At 40.8% G+C, this 15,488-nt stretch carries 13 protein-coding genes; 3 read left to right on the plus strand and 10 right to left on the minus strand.

Annotated elements, in window-relative coordinates; translation table 11 throughout:
- Nucleotides 1–15: 15 nt before the first annotated feature.
- The 6 genes from UB51_RS09670 to UB51_RS09695 all read right to left on the minus strand — a co-directional run bounded on the left by UB51_RS09670 (nucleotide 16) and on the right by UB51_RS09695 (nucleotide 8,893).
- On the minus strand, nucleotides 16–294 hold the full coding sequence (locus UB51_RS09670; protein ID WP_044877123.1) for a PTS sugar transporter subunit IIB: 279 nt from the start codon (nucleotides 292–294) through the stop codon (nucleotides 16–18).
- Between the two features lie 34 nt (nucleotides 295–328).
- A complete protein-coding gene (locus UB51_RS09675; RefSeq protein ID WP_044877124.1) occupies nucleotides 329–2,395 on the minus strand; it encodes a BglG family transcription antiterminator in 2,067 nt (688 codons plus the stop codon).
- A gap of 290 nt (nucleotides 2,396–2,685) precedes the next feature.
- Entirely contained in the window at nucleotides 2,686–3,804 is a 1,119-nt protein-coding gene (locus tag UB51_RS09680; RefSeq protein ID WP_044877125.1) for a DNA alkylation repair protein, read from the minus strand.
- Between the two features lie 147 nt (nucleotides 3,805–3,951).
- Entirely contained in the window at nucleotides 3,952–4,800 is an 849-nt protein-coding gene (locus UB51_RS09685) for a M15 family metallopeptidase (RefSeq protein WP_199925000.1), read from the minus strand.
- Between the two features lie 17 nt (nucleotides 4,801–4,817).
- Complete coding sequence (locus UB51_RS09690) at nucleotides 4,818–5,090, minus strand: hypothetical protein (RefSeq protein ID WP_324607756.1); 273 nt, start codon at nucleotides 5,088–5,090, stop codon at nucleotides 4,818–4,820.
- A gap of 506 nt (nucleotides 5,091–5,596) precedes the next feature.
- A complete protein-coding gene (locus UB51_RS09695) occupies nucleotides 5,597–8,893 on the minus strand; it encodes an endonuclease (RefSeq protein ID WP_234405648.1) in 3,297 nt (1,098 codons plus the stop codon).
- Between the two features lie 204 nt (nucleotides 8,894–9,097).
- On the opposite strand from UB51_RS09695, the gene UB51_RS09700 reads away from it, so the two are divergent.
- The 3 genes from UB51_RS09700 (at nucleotide 9,098) to UB51_RS09710 (ending at nucleotide 11,349) form a co-directional block, all read left to right on the plus strand.
- Nucleotides 9,098–9,760: an S-layer homology domain-containing protein gene (locus UB51_RS09700; RefSeq protein WP_044877128.1), complete on the plus strand. Its 663-nt coding sequence runs from the start codon at nucleotides 9,098–9,100 to the stop codon at nucleotides 9,758–9,760.
- 118 nt (nucleotides 9,761–9,878) lie between these two features.
- The gene (locus UB51_RS09705) at nucleotides 9,879–10,673 is read left to right on the plus strand and encodes a YqcI/YcgG family protein (RefSeq protein WP_044877129.1); all 795 of its coding nucleotides are present in this window, start codon (nucleotides 9,879–9,881) and stop codon (nucleotides 10,671–10,673) included.
- 67 nt (nucleotides 10,674–10,740) lie between these two features.
- Complete coding sequence (locus UB51_RS09710; RefSeq protein ID WP_044877130.1) at nucleotides 10,741–11,349, plus strand: DUF1989 domain-containing protein; 609 nt, start codon at nucleotides 10,741–10,743, stop codon at nucleotides 11,347–11,349.
- Between the two features lie 111 nt (nucleotides 11,350–11,460).
- On the opposite strand, the gene UB51_RS09715 is transcribed toward UB51_RS09710, so the two are convergent.
- From UB51_RS09715 to gnd, 4 genes are all read right to left on the minus strand, one after another.
- Complete coding sequence (locus tag UB51_RS09715) at nucleotides 11,461–12,021, minus strand: GNAT family N-acetyltransferase (RefSeq protein ID WP_044877131.1); 561 nt, start codon at nucleotides 12,019–12,021, stop codon at nucleotides 11,461–11,463.
- Nucleotides 12,022–13,159: 1,138 nt separating this feature from the next.
- Nucleotides 13,160–13,630, minus strand: a complete 471-nt coding sequence (locus UB51_RS09720; protein ID WP_044877132.1) for a ferritin-like domain-containing protein — start codon at nucleotides 13,628–13,630, stop codon at nucleotides 13,160–13,162.
- A gap of 233 nt (nucleotides 13,631–13,863) precedes the next feature.
- Nucleotides 13,864–14,532, minus strand: coding sequence for a fructose-6-phosphate aldolase (fsa, locus tag UB51_RS09725; protein WP_044877133.1), 669 nt, complete (start codon nucleotides 14,530–14,532; stop codon nucleotides 13,864–13,866).
- Nucleotides 14,533–14,563: 31 nt separating this feature from the next.
- Entirely contained in the window at nucleotides 14,564–15,457 is an 894-nt protein-coding gene (gene gnd / locus UB51_RS09730) for a phosphogluconate dehydrogenase (NAD(+)-dependent, decarboxylating) (protein ID WP_044877134.1), read from the minus strand.
- Between the last annotated feature and the right edge of the window lie 31 nt (nucleotides 15,458–15,488).

A 15,488-nucleotide genomic window follows, 5' to 3' on the forward strand; every position in this document is an offset into this window, starting at 1 on the left:
CTCCCCCTTGGACGTTTAATTATTCATCTCTAGCAAAGTTTCCAATATGTCTTCCTGGATCTTTTTCTTATTGATATAACTACGGGTGACAGCCACTCTTTGGCTTTTATCAAATTGGGAAGCCAGTTCATTCACTGTAACGATCAAATCACAGTTCCGACCTTTAGCTGCATTGAAATCCGAGGATTCAACCGAAGCCTTGATGCCATTTTCAGAGCATATTTCCTCGATCTTCAATTTCAGCATCAGACTACTACCAATTCCGTTGCCGCATACGGTCACAATATTCAACATGCCCATTCCTCCTCATATATTTCGATATCTAGATCTAGCTATACTGCTCGATTAAAGCAATGATAGGGTCTAAATTATCGGCCTGAATCAGTTTCTCAATATTTCCTTCTTCTTCGAGAAGTTCCATCAATTGTGTTAATGCTTTAAGATGTGATTCATTGTCGATAGCGGCCAACACAATTATAATGTTCACGTCTTTCTCGGGATCATTGTCCGCAAATGAAACACTTCGATCTAGCTTCAATAGACTCATTCCCAACTTGGAGACACCATCCCTTGGCCGCGCATGGGGTACCGCTACCTTCGGGGCCAACACAATATACGCTCCCAGCGTGTTCACATTGTTAATCATGGCGTCAACATATCTTTGTCCTATTGCATTGGTATATAATAAGGGGCGTGCTCCAATCCGAATTGCCTGTTCCCAATTATCCACCCCTTCTTCAAACTGTATCATGTCTTTAGTAAGCAGTTCCTTTAACACAGGCTTATACCTCCCTATATTGTCTAGTGTATTCCCATTAAGAATGTCATTGATCGCGGTATACAGCCCATCCTCATCATGAACCTCCGCAAAAGATTTGATAACTTGCATCAAACGATTCGCCTTCGGTTTAAAGGACTTTGTTCCATGTAAAATGAAATCAACCTCCTGAATAATCTTAGCTTTATCCATCGATGTCAGAATAGGCTGAACGATGATCAACGGCTTTTGTGTACGGAGGGGGACAGTTGAAAAAATAATGTCCACTTCCTCGCGGGAATCATCATATTCCCGAATGGAGCTGACCTTCACAATCTCCAGTTCGGGAACGACTCTCTCAATTTGCCGCTTCAGCATATTGGATGTGGCTAGCCCATTCGGACATACGATGATGCCCTTTTTTCGAGTAAAAATGATCGCTTGGTCATTCAGAAATGAACCAAAATGCAGGGTGATGTAACCGATTTCATCATCGGAAAGCGAAGAACCCACGAACTTTTCGAATTTCCTAAGTGCTTTTCTGACAAGAAGAAAAAGGTCAAAGTGCTCCTCCTTAATCGTTTCCAAGTAAGGATTGGACAGTGGAATATGAAAGATATGTCGATAATAAGCCGGCTTCAAATGCATCAGTAACGATTTGACGGCCTGCTCGCGATTCTTGAATTCCACATATGCCAGCATCTCAAATTCAGATAGAATTTCGCTGGTAATCTTATTGAACTCTTTGCTGTTTTGTTTCTGATAAATCTGGTTGTCATGCCTGAGACTTAATCCCAACATAAGGATCGTGATATACGTCTTTTCTTTCCCGGACAGCTTGGTGTTTAAATCCTCCAGCATGCTTTCCACAGCCTGATAATCCTTTGTTTCCTGAATGGTTTTCATGACACTGCTAGTTACAGAGACGGCGTGATCCCCTTCTAATCTTGCAAGCAGAAGGGTCATAAAGGAGGCAAATTCCTTCATGCGCTCCTCGACAAAGGAAATACCCAAGCTGTCTTCAATTCGGTTCAGTGATGAGATGATAGCATCATAGCTTTGATCAAAAGCTCCGGTTTTTTTTTGCTCATCATAAACAGTTTTGAGGACAAAAAGTCCTCTTGGCTGTTGAACCACACGCGCTAGACTGCTTAAGATTAACGTCCGGATGTCCATTTCATCTCCATCCAGCCAGTATCCCTCCTGGCGGCTGTATTTCAGCGAGATTCCGACTCGTTCCGACTCTGACCGAACCTTTTGGATATAAGTCAACACGGTATTTCTACTGACTTTAAACGATGAAATAAAATGGTTGACGGATAAATAGTCGTTCGTCATAAAAATCTTTACGAGCATCATATCGTTTCTTAACATGGGAGACGGAATAAATTCCTGCAACTTGACTTTAGCTAGCGTGCCTGTGATGATCTCCTTCGTTTTTTCATCCACGGTGAAACCGTGCGCGCGCTTGTTTTGGATGAGGGGCAGATTTTGTTCTAACAGCCAATCGTTGATTTTTTGAAGATCGTAATTTACCTTTCGCCTTGAACTACCCAGCTGAAGTTCCAGCTGTCTGAGAGTTATAACCCGATTAGACAATATGAGATGTAATACTTTAGCAGCTCGTTCGTCTAGCATCTCATCCCTCCTCCGCTCTCGTTTCCCATTATAGTATAGATTTCGTAATGAATGCGCTTCCATTTAACCCTATTTTCGTCCATTGCTTTGTACAACATTGGGTCAATGCCTCAGCCGTAGAGCCATAAAGAGCTAGGATATGGATACTCGTCCACAAATTTCATAGGGCGGGTTGAAAGATCCACTGTATCAGATCTTTCAACCCGCCCTATTATTATTGTGCAATATTCCTATCAGATCCAGAGGATATCCTAATATACCTTATATGATCATTTGTATAATTATTGATTTCATACATCCTCATTTGATGTGAGTTCCACCATTACATAAGCGACTTCACGTCCGTTCACTAACAGTGAAATCCGGTGCTCGCCAGGATAATGACGACGGGTTGTCAACTCTCGCCAGCTATGTGTTCGTGTACCCTGAAGGTATGTACCACCAGGCACTGTTTTGTCTGATAATAGGAATGATTTGCGGGATGTTTGCCCTCTAGCCTTCACGAAGTCTATTCCATATTCGATACGGATGTGTGCCTGTTCTCCCTCTTGGATATGAAGCTCGTATCTGAGTTCGCTTGAACCGCCTATGGGTATCGTATTGGGCTCAGCCGATAAAGAGGCATGGGTTGTTATCGAAGCTGTGCCCGCTGCGGGTTCTGCATAACCGAATAACGACATGATCTCAGGATCAGCCTTACGGATTAAGGTTCGACAGCCGTGTCGTACGATCCAGTCTGTATGTGAATTCACACCTTTCCAGCGCCGGGCTATATCTATTACCACTGAAGGATGATCCTTTACAATGTCGTTAAGATTATTGGCGACGCTCTTACGTACATATAGCGATGTGTCTGCCTTTAGCAGTTCAAGTACGGGCAAGATTGGATCTGGTTCGCGCTTGAACATCGGGAGTGCTTGTCCCCACGGTAGACGGGGCCGACAGCCTTCACTTGCTAGACGTCGAACATGCTCATCCGGATGCTGCGCCCAAGCTAACATCTCGCACATCATCCGCTCAGGATCGCGCAGCAGAAAGGGTCGTACGGCAAATTCCGCGGATGACTTCGAAGTGAATCGCTCTAGCGCTTTCATCGAAAGCTTCCAATGTTCCTCTGCCTGACCATACACCTCCACGAAATCCGGAAAGAATAAATACGGAAATCCAACACATGTCTCATCGATCGCGAACAGTACGTCCAGCGCGTCTTCATACTGCCGTGGTAAATATCCTCCAAGTGATAATGTAATCCGCCGCATACGAGCTTTAAGTTCAAGCTCATCCCATGTGTCATCCATCGTTGTAGCGATGAACCCTTCATTATCGAAAGCACCATAAACGGTGTGTATTTTCTCGCCAAAACCTCTTAGAAATGCCTCATTGTACATCAATTTTAATGGTTCTCCCATTATCTATCTCCTTTTGCAGACTATCTTAGAACGAATAAGTGCGGATCATTCACCGACTTTTCGCTGGGTCTGTACTTTAGGATCGTATCATACATAACTTGACACCTATATGTCTTGTTCGTTATGTGATAAATCTAATTCAGTCTTTCATTCAACATCGAAGTTAAAGTACGTATTCGGAAATGGTTCCGCGATTAATGTATAGTGCCACCATTCCTTCGTATATGGTTTGAACCCCTGCTTTACCATAGCGTTCTTAAGTAGATTGCGATGGATCGTTTGTTGTTTCGTGATTAGCTTTGTACCGTGTTTGGAGACATCCCCGAAAAAATCGAAGCTACCACCCATATCTACTTCCTTGCCTGTTGATAGGTGTACTAGTGTTAAATCAACGGTGCTCCCTCTCGTATGACCCGATTTCGTAGCAATAAAACCGAGCTTGAATAAATTTCGTTTATCCAACTTGGGATAGAATTGCTTTTTCATCTTGATATCTTTCGTATCTTTGGACCAGCTTACAAAGTGATTGACCGCCTTCTGTGGACGATAAGCATCAAATATCTTGAGAACGTACCCCTTCTGTTCCAGCTCCGCATTCACTTTTTTCAGCGCTTTTGCTGCTTTAAGTGACATGATCGCGAGTGGTGCTTTATAACCATCTATTCGTTTACCCACAAAATTATAATCGTCATAATATTTGAGATCATATTGTGCTGTAGGGATAAGCTCATCTAAATAAACGAATCCCTGAGGTAAAGCATTCTTTTTTACAATGGCGTCCTGTTCAGAGCTTTGATCTTGAATACTATCGGTGACCGTATCCCCTGACAATATGCTACTTTTTGTATTTTGAGCCAATGCTACTTGTTCCGGCTGATATATATAATCGGGTTTAGCGGTAACCATTATCGAGTTTTTAAAGCTTGAGTAAGCAATCAGCAAACTAACCACTATTAGGACTGAAGTGATCTTTTTTCCCCACCCAGTTGACTTCATCAGCTAAGACCTCCTATTCATTTCAGTTCCTTGAATGCAGTAATAAATTCATTGGGATTAGCTCTGACAGTGTAAGGATACACGCCTTGCTTCGTATGTAAATATAGAAATCCTCCCTCAGCTCCCATTCTTCGATAAGACATATCAAATACTTCATCGATAGGGAACTCTCGATATTGCGTTTTAACTTTATGTTCATATAAATACATTAATCGTTCGTGCACCACGGTTGTTTGTTCCATGCTGGTCACTTTTCTATGAATCTTGTAATACGATTGTATAGCAAGCAATTTATCATAACTCCTTTCATATGATTGAGGATAACATAATGAAATAACCATTACTAATCCTCATTACATGCTCCAGGGTAAAGGTGTCCCTCTGTCTATTGACGATAGTAGGTAATTAAAGCTGCGAAGATTTAGTTTTCAAAATTCAGTTTATTTTAGGGGAGGGGTTTCCTTGATACAGATGAGCTGTATATAGAGTAAGGGGAGTAGCTGTTAAATATTAAGTATCTAGATGAGAATCTGCATGGCTTAGATATTTCTATTGTGAATTTTTCATATGATGATTTTTTATAGTGTATCCCATGCTTGTAGTCTCCGAAATGTAAAAGCTCGTCTAAGAATGTACTCCATTCTGACGGATTGTCATATGAAGCCTCGTCGCACAAACAACAATCCATAACCTAATAAAGCCGCGGAAGTCATTGACATGACCCCACGGCTCTTTAGGTTACATTGTTGTTGAGTATGATTCTACTTTAGTTCATTATTGTTACTTTTCATTATTGTTACTTCACGACATGAACAATAATCGTCTCACTTGAGGTTACCCCCGAAGAGTTGATCAGTTCAGCCCGATATTCGTATGTGCCGACTGCTTTACCTGTCAGTTCAGTTACAGCGCGTTGAGCATTGGGTGAGATCTCCATAAGATCCTTTGTCTCGATTAATACCTCATTCTCGTATAGTCGATACTCTGAACCATTCGTTCCCCACCACATATTCATAGATACGTTGTAATCTCCATCGCCGTCCCAGTTATCTTGTGATAATACAGGTTTGCTAGGACCTGCTGATGTTACGACTACAGTAAGTGGATTACAGGTGGTCGTTCCAAATGAATTGATTAATTCACATGTATAGGTATAAGTTCCATTCGCTTTACTTGAAATATCCGTTGTTACCGTCTGTGCGGATGGAGAAGAATCAGTTAAGCTTCGTGTGCTGATTAATACGCCATCCTCATATAACTTGAATTCAGAGCCATTGTTTCCCCACCACAAATTCATTGTTACCGTGTAGGTACCATTGGTAAGGCCTGTGTTATGACCATTATTATCTGACAATACAGGCTTACCCGGAGCTCCATTCGCAAGAGAACGACTTACCTGAAAGGTAACGCTCTTCTCTGTTAAATTACCGGCAACATCAATAACGCTATATTGTACACTGTGATTACCTAAGCCAAGGTCTTTAGCGTTCAGCGTCTGACCACTTTCAATTTCTTGCCCATCTAACGATAGCTTTTGCGTAGCTACACCAGATAGTGTATCTGTACTGACGAGTTCAAACTTCACAGCATCCAGTTCCGATACATCTCCGACAGCTTTACCCGATTGTGTTAACGTAACGGTTGGCGATGTTGTATCCACCTTTACCTCAACAGTCTTTACAGCTTCTGAATGGCCTGTTGAACTTGTAGAAAAGTAATTAATTCGATTGGTTCCTTCAGAGTTAATGGTAATCGGTCCAGTATATGTAACTTCAGTCCCGCCATTCATTGAATATTTCGTCGAGACCTGATCAGCAGCATTCTGATCTGTGACGGTTAATGTAAGTACCACGTCTTGATTAAACCAGCCGCTAGCATTAGGTACTGTTGACAATGAGGATGTGGTTACAGGTGTTGCCGTGACAGGATTAAGCGAAAAATCGCTTAATCCTCTTACTTTCAACTGATAGACTCCTTTAAATATAGAAGACACACCTGTCACATTCACTACCTGACCTTCGTGATATGGAAAGTCAGTAAGAAGTAAACCTGTTCTAGCATCAACACGTACATGATTGCTAGTAGTACCACTCACTACATCGAATTCAAAAGAACCTACGGGGCTAGCCGCCGCCACAATATTATGAATTGAAACATCTCTTAGTTCGATAATCTGCCCTTGATTTCCATCATTCACAGTGGTTACCTTTTTCGGAACTGGAAGTGAGGCTGATCCCGTCTTCACGATGCTAACCGGCTCAATCAGTTCGAGTTCCGTATTATAAAGGGCCAACGGCGCAGTTACCTTCACAATATCTCCTTGATGAAATCCGCTTGTACTTTGGTATACATAAATACCACCTGTTGCATCCTCTAAGTAGAAAGCTTGACCACCAAATGCTCCTGGCTCTGTCGTTATCGTACCTTGAAGGGTAACGACACTACCTGCTGCTTTACTACGACCTTCCGCTATCGTGATTAACGTTGGGTTAGGATTCCCTACATCGGGTAGTGGTTCTGCAGGAACGTTCGCCAATGTTACAGATGTCGTTAAGAGATTACTGCCATTTTGTCTTAATCTAAGATTAGCTGATCCCGTTGTGTTGGGCTTGATTCTAACGTTTAAGTCTTTATAAGCCTTGCCTTGGCTATCAGCGGTTACACTGAACGTTCCGCTGTATCCATAAGCAGCGGGCCAAGTTCCATCTTCATTCTGAATCTTCGCCGCTTGATTACCTCCAGCAACATATATTCCTGTGCTAAATCCAGACACTGTTGAATTAGCAGGCAAATGATCTACAACTACACGAATTTGGAAATCCTCCGCATTAGGAAGTGTAGCCTGATGTACGAAGTTGTATGTTACATTCGTACTAGGCGTTGTACTACCATAAGATCCAGCTTTGAAAGTAGATTGATCCCACCATTTGTAACCCGCTGCAGGTGCAGACCATGGTTCTGCTTGTGGCTCAGTAGAAGCTGTTGGAGCTTCAAAGGGAAGTAATGTAGTCTTCGCATCAAGCTCTAAATTAGCCACTTGATCTAGACTTGTATAACTTTCCTGTTCTGATAACCAGTTAACCGTATTCACAAGTAGCACCGCATCATCTTGCTCTTTGAAGCCGTCATAAGTGGTTTTCTTCGTTCCTGTTTCCTCACGTAAATATTTCGGAGAAACATCCTCTACAGGTGATGAATCCCCAATGAAGGCAGCTTTCCCCATTCCTACTTTGGATACGGCTACATACGGCCCTTCAGCTATACCTCCACCGTTATATACACCTTGATCCACCGCATTTCCCCAAGCAGCATTGGTTTCGGGGAGATATACGATGCCTTTAGCCTTACTAGGATCAGTAATAGCTAGAGTAGAACCCGCATGCATCGCTATTTTGCTTACACCTGTTGTTATTCCAAATGCTTGGTTCGGTGCAACGATCTGATTCGCCGTTATGTCACCTAGTGCATTATAGCGGAACCGAACACCGAAATTTGTGCCCAGCCAGTCGGAGCTAACCACATCTTGCATGGCTGCAGAATTTCTCTCATCCGTGCTCATTCCTTTTGCAGGATCTTCCCATGCACCACGGCGATAACCGTTAATAGATTCAGATCCATCCCAACGGTTTTTGTTCCGATCTGCATTATAGTGATCTCCGATAAAGAAGATGCTTCCGCCGCTTTCTACATACTGTTTCATTGCTGCCTGTTCACTTTGTTTAAAAGGAATATTCGGTTCTGCAACAACAAATACTGCATAGCTACTCAAGTCACTGTAAGTAATTGGAGTTACCTTGCGTAGTTCTTTTACATCATAACCGTCGTTTGCCAGTGCATTGCCAAAATCCGAAAATCCACCGTCAATAACCCAATCAGCAGCTCCAGCTGTCTGTCCGTGCGTATTGTCGAAAAGAACCTTTTTACCTGCATTTTCATTCACTACTTTTGCTGCAATGTAAGGTGCTGGGTTGCTCGGTCCTTCAGCATGAACAGATTGAAACTCATAGCCTAATCCCACTTGAAGCGATAGTGCTAAAGACAATGCCAATCCCGACTTCAGCCATTTGGCTCTGATCCTAGCAAACTTATTCATCATATTCCTCCTATGTGTAGAAAACTAGTATAACAACCCTCATTTTAACATCAATATATTATCTTAAGGACTACATTGTGTAAATTTTCCATAAAAGTATTCCTTTCTTTTGATCTTGTATATTTGTTTATGCAACCTTTTATCCTTCATCTCGTCTACAAGGTTAGAAAGACAACAAAATATGGATTCACTTAGGAGGATACTATGAAAACACTGCATAAATTCACTACTCTTGCCATCGCAACGGTGCTTACCTTATCTTTAACGGGACACAGTCTAGCAGCAACAGCTCATTTTACGGATTTGGATCATATACAAGGGAAAGATCAAATTGAAGCCCTATACAATAAAGGATTCATCAAAGGAATCCGTGACCATGAATTCCAACCCAACGCAACCATTACATCTGCACAAGGCGTTCAAATGATTGTAAACAGCTTTCAACTGAGCCTTGCCGCTATTGACTTCAATGTGGCCCCACAAGCGAGTGATTTATTTACCAAAGTCCATGACGATGCCTGGTATACCGATGCTTTCATTATTGCGATCCTTAACGGAGTAAATCTAAGTGCTGATATCGATCCGGCACACAAGTTAACTCGAGAAGAGTTTACGTCTTACGTCATTCATGCTTTAGAGAAGGATAGTAACCTCCCACTGATTCGAATTAATCCAGTCGATATTACAGATGGAACAGATCTAAATACACATTATTCCGGCACAATCCAGATTGCAGTTGCGCTGGGGATTACCACTCTTGACGATAAAGGATATTTTCATCCCAAAGAAGAAATTTCTCGTGCCGATGCAGCTGTCATGACGTATAATGCACTGGAATATCTGAAGGCTCATCCACGGCAAAGCTAGCCACTTGCTATATAAGATCGTATAGCTCAATTCTTTATGTTATACCCGGTACATTCACCTAATTCCCCCCTTCGTCATACACATATCATCTAACCGATGAAGGGGGTTCTAACGTTATATGACTGTACTATATACAAAAAACTGGCTGGATGAGCATCTTCAAGAATTAACGGAATGGCAGCAGCAGGTCTTCAAAGAATTCGGAGCCATGATTAATGATGAATTGAATACGTATCCCTGTGTTCCTGGAAGACAAGGCTTTCTAGCAGATCATTTGCGATTTGGATTTATAGAAGATGCTAGATCACATAGAGCCATCCAAGACCTTGCTCTGATGCTTAAAACATATGGTCAATGCTCTAGAGAAACAGGTAAATTTGCATCCCTCGTAATCTTCTTTCGTACCCCCTCTGTTCTGCTAGATAATTATTCTGTTCAACAATATGAAGAACTTTTTTGGAATTTATTAAGTCAGGTTAGTCAATGTGATGACAAAGAATGGCCAAACAATATTTCAACTGATTCCTCACACCCCTCATGGGAATTTTGCTTTGACGGCAATCCCTACTTCTCATTTTGTGCAACCCCTGCTCATCAAGCACGGAGAAGCCGATATTTCTCTAATTTCCTACTCGCCTTTCAGCCCCGATGGGTCTTCGAAGAAATCAATGATTCCACTATCTTTGGACAAAAAATGAAGAAGGCCATTAGGAGTAGACTCGTAGAATATGATGGTATTCCCGCACATCCTTCTCTAAACTGGTACGGCCAAAAGGATAATCTCGAGTGGAAGCAATATTTCTTACATGATCATAACGAAGTTCCCTCAAAGTGCCCATTCTCAAGAATGAAACATGATCATCTAGATAAACAAGTCGAAGGCAGATCCCCTCATTCATTTACATCTGAATAAGTTTATACTGCTTTACCCACACTGATAGAAATTCATTGTTTTGTTATCTTTCGTTAGGAGGGGCGTAATGACAGAAGAACACATCGTTCAAACCATAGACATTCCCGCACTAGAAGGAAGAGGATTTAGGATTAAACAGGGAGAGATTGTTAAAGTCATAGATGTAGAAGGGCAACAAGTGGCTGATTTTGTTGCCATTGTGGCAAGTAACACTACCGAAAGACTGGATCCTACAGTCACGATGGATGTATTACGCTCTGTCCATGTGAAACCTAACGATGTTCTATATTCCAATGTGTATAGACCTCTGCTCACGATAATAGAGGACAAAGTTGGCAGACATGATTTCATCAACTCTGCATGCCGCCCTGAAATGTACGGCTTCCTATATCACCAACCAGAGCATGCTAGCTGTTATCATAATTTAAACGTCTCACTTGCTGAGTTCGGCATCCAGCAGCCCCCTCAGCACTATCCTTTTAACCTTTTCATGAATACGGTCATCGATAGCCAAGGGAATATACAAGTGAAAGCTCCTATATCTACAGCAGGAGACTATATTTCGTTAAGAGCAGAAATGGATCTGATTATAGCGATATCGGCTTGTCCTTGCCAAGAAAGTGATTGTAATGGTACTCACTGTACACCGATTAGAGTAGAAATTATAAGTACATAAGGACGACGAGAATACCCCATTCCCTAATCAAGGGATGGGGTTTGTCATCTACTTAGAACGGTCACCGTAGTTAATAAGCGAATCCTATGACAAATCTAGTTAACCATACTATTATATAGTATGGGGCTCTTTTTGATTTTCCTTTTCTTTATCTTTTTCGCGTAGATATACTTCATGTAATTCCGGGTTTACTACCTTCTTCAGGAGATGCATCGTTCCATCTCCATTACCTGAATCAAACGCCTTGAGTCGCTCATACCCTCTCCGCTCGTACATAGGGAGAAGCCACGGGTGCTTCTCGGCAGTAGCCAAAGTAAGAGCAGAAGCCCCTAGCTTGTCACGAATAATCGTTTCTTCCACCCAAGTGAGTAACTTCATACCGATACCCGTTCCTTGAGATAGAGGATCTACCGCAAACCACATAATGAATGGCAGATCGGTTATAAACTTAATATTATCCTTCTTAGAAAGTGTAACTGTAGCCTTGATCTCTCCATCGACCTCTAATACATAACACTCATTTGTTGTTACATTGTCTTGAATAAGTGCAATATTGGCATTTGCCGCAGGCCATTGAAGTCCAAGCTCACGAATCGTTACGTAGGCCTCATACGTAATATATTGTAGTCTTTCGGCGTCCTCAACTGTTGCCAATCGATATATTTCAGTCATTAGCTTCACCTCTGTCATTGAGTAATTAAATAATTCGATTGATTTAATATGGATTAACTTTATCATTGTCTATTCCAAGATGCTAATAAATTTTATCTATTTGTCGATTGAAAAAATTGACAATACAAGTGCATGAGATTAGAATTACGTTTTTAACAGTTTGTTTGATCTTCTATTATGAATTTTTCATATGATGAAATAATCTCAATGAGAAGATGACCTTTATTTATGATCCCACTATCTTATCAATATAAGTACAGGTAATATCGAACAACCTGCTACACAAAAACTTAGTGGCTAATTGCTGTTATATGAATGGATTGTATGTCACTCCCTACAAAATGGGTTGTACACCCTGGGGAGGCATACAAAGAAGTTACTTCAATACCATTTATGACGACTTCTAATATTTCAGTATTGCTTGGACTAGAGTATATAGAAACTTGTCCTACGGTAACTAATGACCCCGATCCAACTTCCCATAATTCTATAGTGTTTCTCTGATCCCCTTGGATAAGAAAGCTACTACAATAGGCTCTATCTATTGGGTTAGCTTTTGGTTCTATTAGAGGGGCTATTGTATTAGATGTATGTTTTCTTATTGATGAATGCGTGACTTTACATCGTAATACTGATCGTTGTGACCGTGGTCTTAGCAATGTGGAGTAGAGCTTTGGCGATGTTGTTAATATAGGATAATATAATCGCCTATTTTTCTTATGAATTTTACAACTTCGTTTTTTACACTTCCTTCGTATCCTTTGTCTTTTTTTGAATACCGCTGGACATGGGAAAATCGAAATTTTTATATGAGCTACATGACCTTTCTTTTTTAAACTCGTATTTCTTTTCAGTGGTATCATCCTCTTTCCGGAAACCTGTCCACTCATTCTCATGCGCTTCAAGACCAATAGATGACTTTTTGAAGAAACCTCTTATAGTTAAATTCGTTCGTGATTAAAACTATCTATCTACTCTATTCAATGAATAATCTAAGGCTATTGATTGCACTCTAGCCTTTATGTATGCAATATATCATTTTCTTTAAAAAATCTAAGATAGTACAAGTGATAAAAAAACAAAAAACAGCTCGTTCCTCATCAGAGGATGAGCTGCAGAATTAGGCTCTATTCAACACTTAACCGTTAGTTCGATTTAACGATAACAAATAATTGTATTTGCTTGCATGTTTCAATTCGTCTAAAATAATTCCATGTACAGTATCTCGATAAATACCTACCGGTAGACCAAACCACATCTTTCTGTATTTCTCAACTGCGGACAACTCTCCTTGAAGAGCTAGCTGTAACCCTGTGACATAGGACTCTACTCGCTGATATTTTTCATTGCTAATGCCCGTAATTTCCTGACCAGTAATCTCCTTAAACATCCCTCGGAACATATGATTATGACCACGTTCATCGTCACGTATTGATACAATGATATTGGCTTGTTCGGAGTTAGGGGCAAGTCGGATAAGTTCATCATAGAACAATTCGTCGTTTCGTTCTCCTTGCACGGCTTCTTTCATTAAATCTAGTGCTTGAGACGGAGTTACTGACCAGACTGGCTGAAATGAAGATCTCCAATATGGAGCTACCCAATACATATATAATGAACCTCCCAGTATAATCATTGTAATATCAGCGTATGAGCAAATGCCTATTTAGGTTACAAAATGATTGAATAAGCAAGAAGAAACAAAAGAAAAATAAACCATTCCTCATCTGAGGATGGTCTGCTTCTCTTCCAGTAACAAACAACCCCAATGCCAGCAAGGCATTGGGGTTGTTTGTTACTGAATCTCATTTATTTTGAAGTTCCAGAAAAATTCTATAAAAATTAGTTTTTAGGAGCTTTTACCCAATCTGCAGCAAATTTCTCCATCCCTTGATCTGTTAGAGGGTGTTTCGTTAGTTGTTCAATGACACTATAAGGAACTGTTGCAATATGCGCACCAGCCATAGCTACACGCGTTACATGATCTGGGTGACGTACAGACGCAGCAATAATTTGTGAATCCAAGTTGTGAATACGGAATAATTCCGCAATTTTGGATACTAACAATACGCCATCTTCAGAGATGTCATCCAGACGACCTAAGAATGGGGATACATAAGTAGCACCTGCACGAGCAGCTAGAAGCGCTTGGTTTACTGTGAATACTAATGTAACGTTTGTTTTAACACCTTTTTTAGTCAAATAACGACAAGTTTCTAAACCAGTAATGTTCATAGGAACTTTAATGGTAATATTCTTGTCTCCGCCATTAATCTTAATCAACTCATTTGCTTCAGCAATCATATCCTCAGCAGTTAATGCATCAGGAGTAACTTCAGCAGAAACGGATTCAACATCGGGTACTAATTTCAGAATTTCTTCAATACGATCTTCGAACTTTACGCCTTCTTTAGCAACTAAGGAAGGATTCGTAGTTACACCGGATAGAACACCGATTTTGTAAGCTTTTTTGATATCTTCAACGTTTGCAGTATCAATAAAAAATTTCATGAATAATAACCTCCATATTTTTATGAATTCTTTATTTCATTTCTACAGCATGTCCACCAAATTCATTACGTAATGCTGCTACGACTTTACCTGTAAATGTATCATTCTCTAAAGAACGATAACGCATTAATAGTGACATGGCAATAACAGGTGTAGCCGTTTGTAGATCAAAAGCTGTCTCAAGTGTCCATTTCGCTTCGCCAGAAGAATGCATAATCCCTTTAATTTCATCAAGTTTTGCATCTTTGGAGAAAGCATGCTCCATAAGCTCGATAAGCCAAGAACGAATCACAGAACCATTATTCCACACTTTAGCCACTTTTTCAAAATCATAATCAAAGTCGCTTTTTTCTAATACTTCAAAACCTTCGCCTATTGCTGCCATCATGCCATACTCAATTCCATTGTGAACCATTTTTAGAAAATGTCCACTGCCAGACTTCCCTGCATATAAGTACCCATTCTCCACAGATGTATCTCGGAATATGGGCTCGACGATATCCCAAGCTTCTGAATCTCCACCGATCATATAACAGGCACCATGACGTGCACCTTCCATACCTCCAGAGGTCCCTACATCAAGGAAGCTAACACCGATTTCTTGAAGCTGATCATGACGCTTGATCGATTCCTTGTAATGCGAATTACCAGCTTCAATGATAATATCTCCCTTATTTAACAAAGGTGAGAGCTCAAGAATTACAGCATCTACGACTTTATGTGGAACCATAATCCATAGAACTCTTGGGCTTTCCATTTCTTCAACAAGTTCTTTCAAGCTGGATGTACCTGTTGCACCGTAGCTTTTAATCTCTTCGACCGCTTGTGCATTTAGATCAAATGCCACTACATCATGTTTGTGGTCCAACAAATTCTGACCTAAATTCAAACCCATTTTTCCTAACCCAATTAAACCGACCTTCATATCATTTCCTCCAAAATTGTTAGTATGCAGC

The sequence above is a fragment of the Paenibacillus sp. IHBB 10380 genome, assembly GCF_000949425.1.
Taxonomy (GTDB): Bacteria; Bacillota; Bacilli; order Paenibacillales; family Paenibacillaceae; genus Paenibacillus_AQ.

Bases quoted from the DNA above. Each gene is read 5' to 3' on its own strand.
- UB51_RS09700 (WP_044877128.1), top strand. From the start codon at position 9,098: ATGAAAACACTGCATAAATTCACTACTCTTGCCATCGCAACGGTGCTT.
- UB51_RS09670 (WP_044877123.1), bottom strand. From the start codon at position 294: ATGTTGAATATTGTGACCGTATGCGGCAACGGAATTGGTAGTAGTCTG.
- UB51_RS09715 (WP_044877131.1), bottom strand. From the start codon at position 12,021: ATGACTGAAATATATCGATTGGCAACAGTTGAGGACGCCGAAAGACTA.
- UB51_RS09720 (WP_044877132.1), bottom strand. From the start codon at position 13,630: ATGTATTGGGTAGCTCCATATTGGAGATCTTCATTTCAGCCAGTCTGG.
- UB51_RS09705 (WP_044877129.1), top strand. From the start codon at position 9,879: ATGACTGTACTATATACAAAAAACTGGCTGGATGAGCATCTTCAAGAA.
- UB51_RS09675 (WP_044877124.1), bottom strand. From the start codon at position 2,395: ATGCTAGACGAACGAGCTGCTAAAGTATTACATCTCATATTGTCTAAT.
- UB51_RS09685 (WP_199925000.1), bottom strand. From the start codon at position 4,800: ATGAAGTCAACTGGGTGGGGAAAAAAGATCACTTCAGTCCTAATAGTG.
- UB51_RS09680 (WP_044877125.1), bottom strand. From the start codon at position 3,804: ATGGGAGAACCATTAAAATTGATGTACAATGAGGCATTTCTAAGAGGT.
- gnd (WP_044877134.1), bottom strand. From the start codon at position 15,457: ATGAAGGTCGGTTTAATTGGGTTAGGAAAAATGGGTTTGAATTTAGGT.
- UB51_RS09695 (WP_234405648.1), bottom strand. From the start codon at position 8,893: ATGAATAAGTTTGCTAGGATCAGAGCCAAATGGCTGAAGTCGGGATTG.
- fsa (WP_044877133.1), bottom strand. From the start codon at position 14,532: ATGAAATTTTTTATTGATACTGCAAACGTTGAAGATATCAAAAAAGCT.
- UB51_RS09710 (WP_044877130.1), top strand. From the start codon at position 10,741: ATGACAGAAGAACACATCGTTCAAACCATAGACATTCCCGCACTAGAA.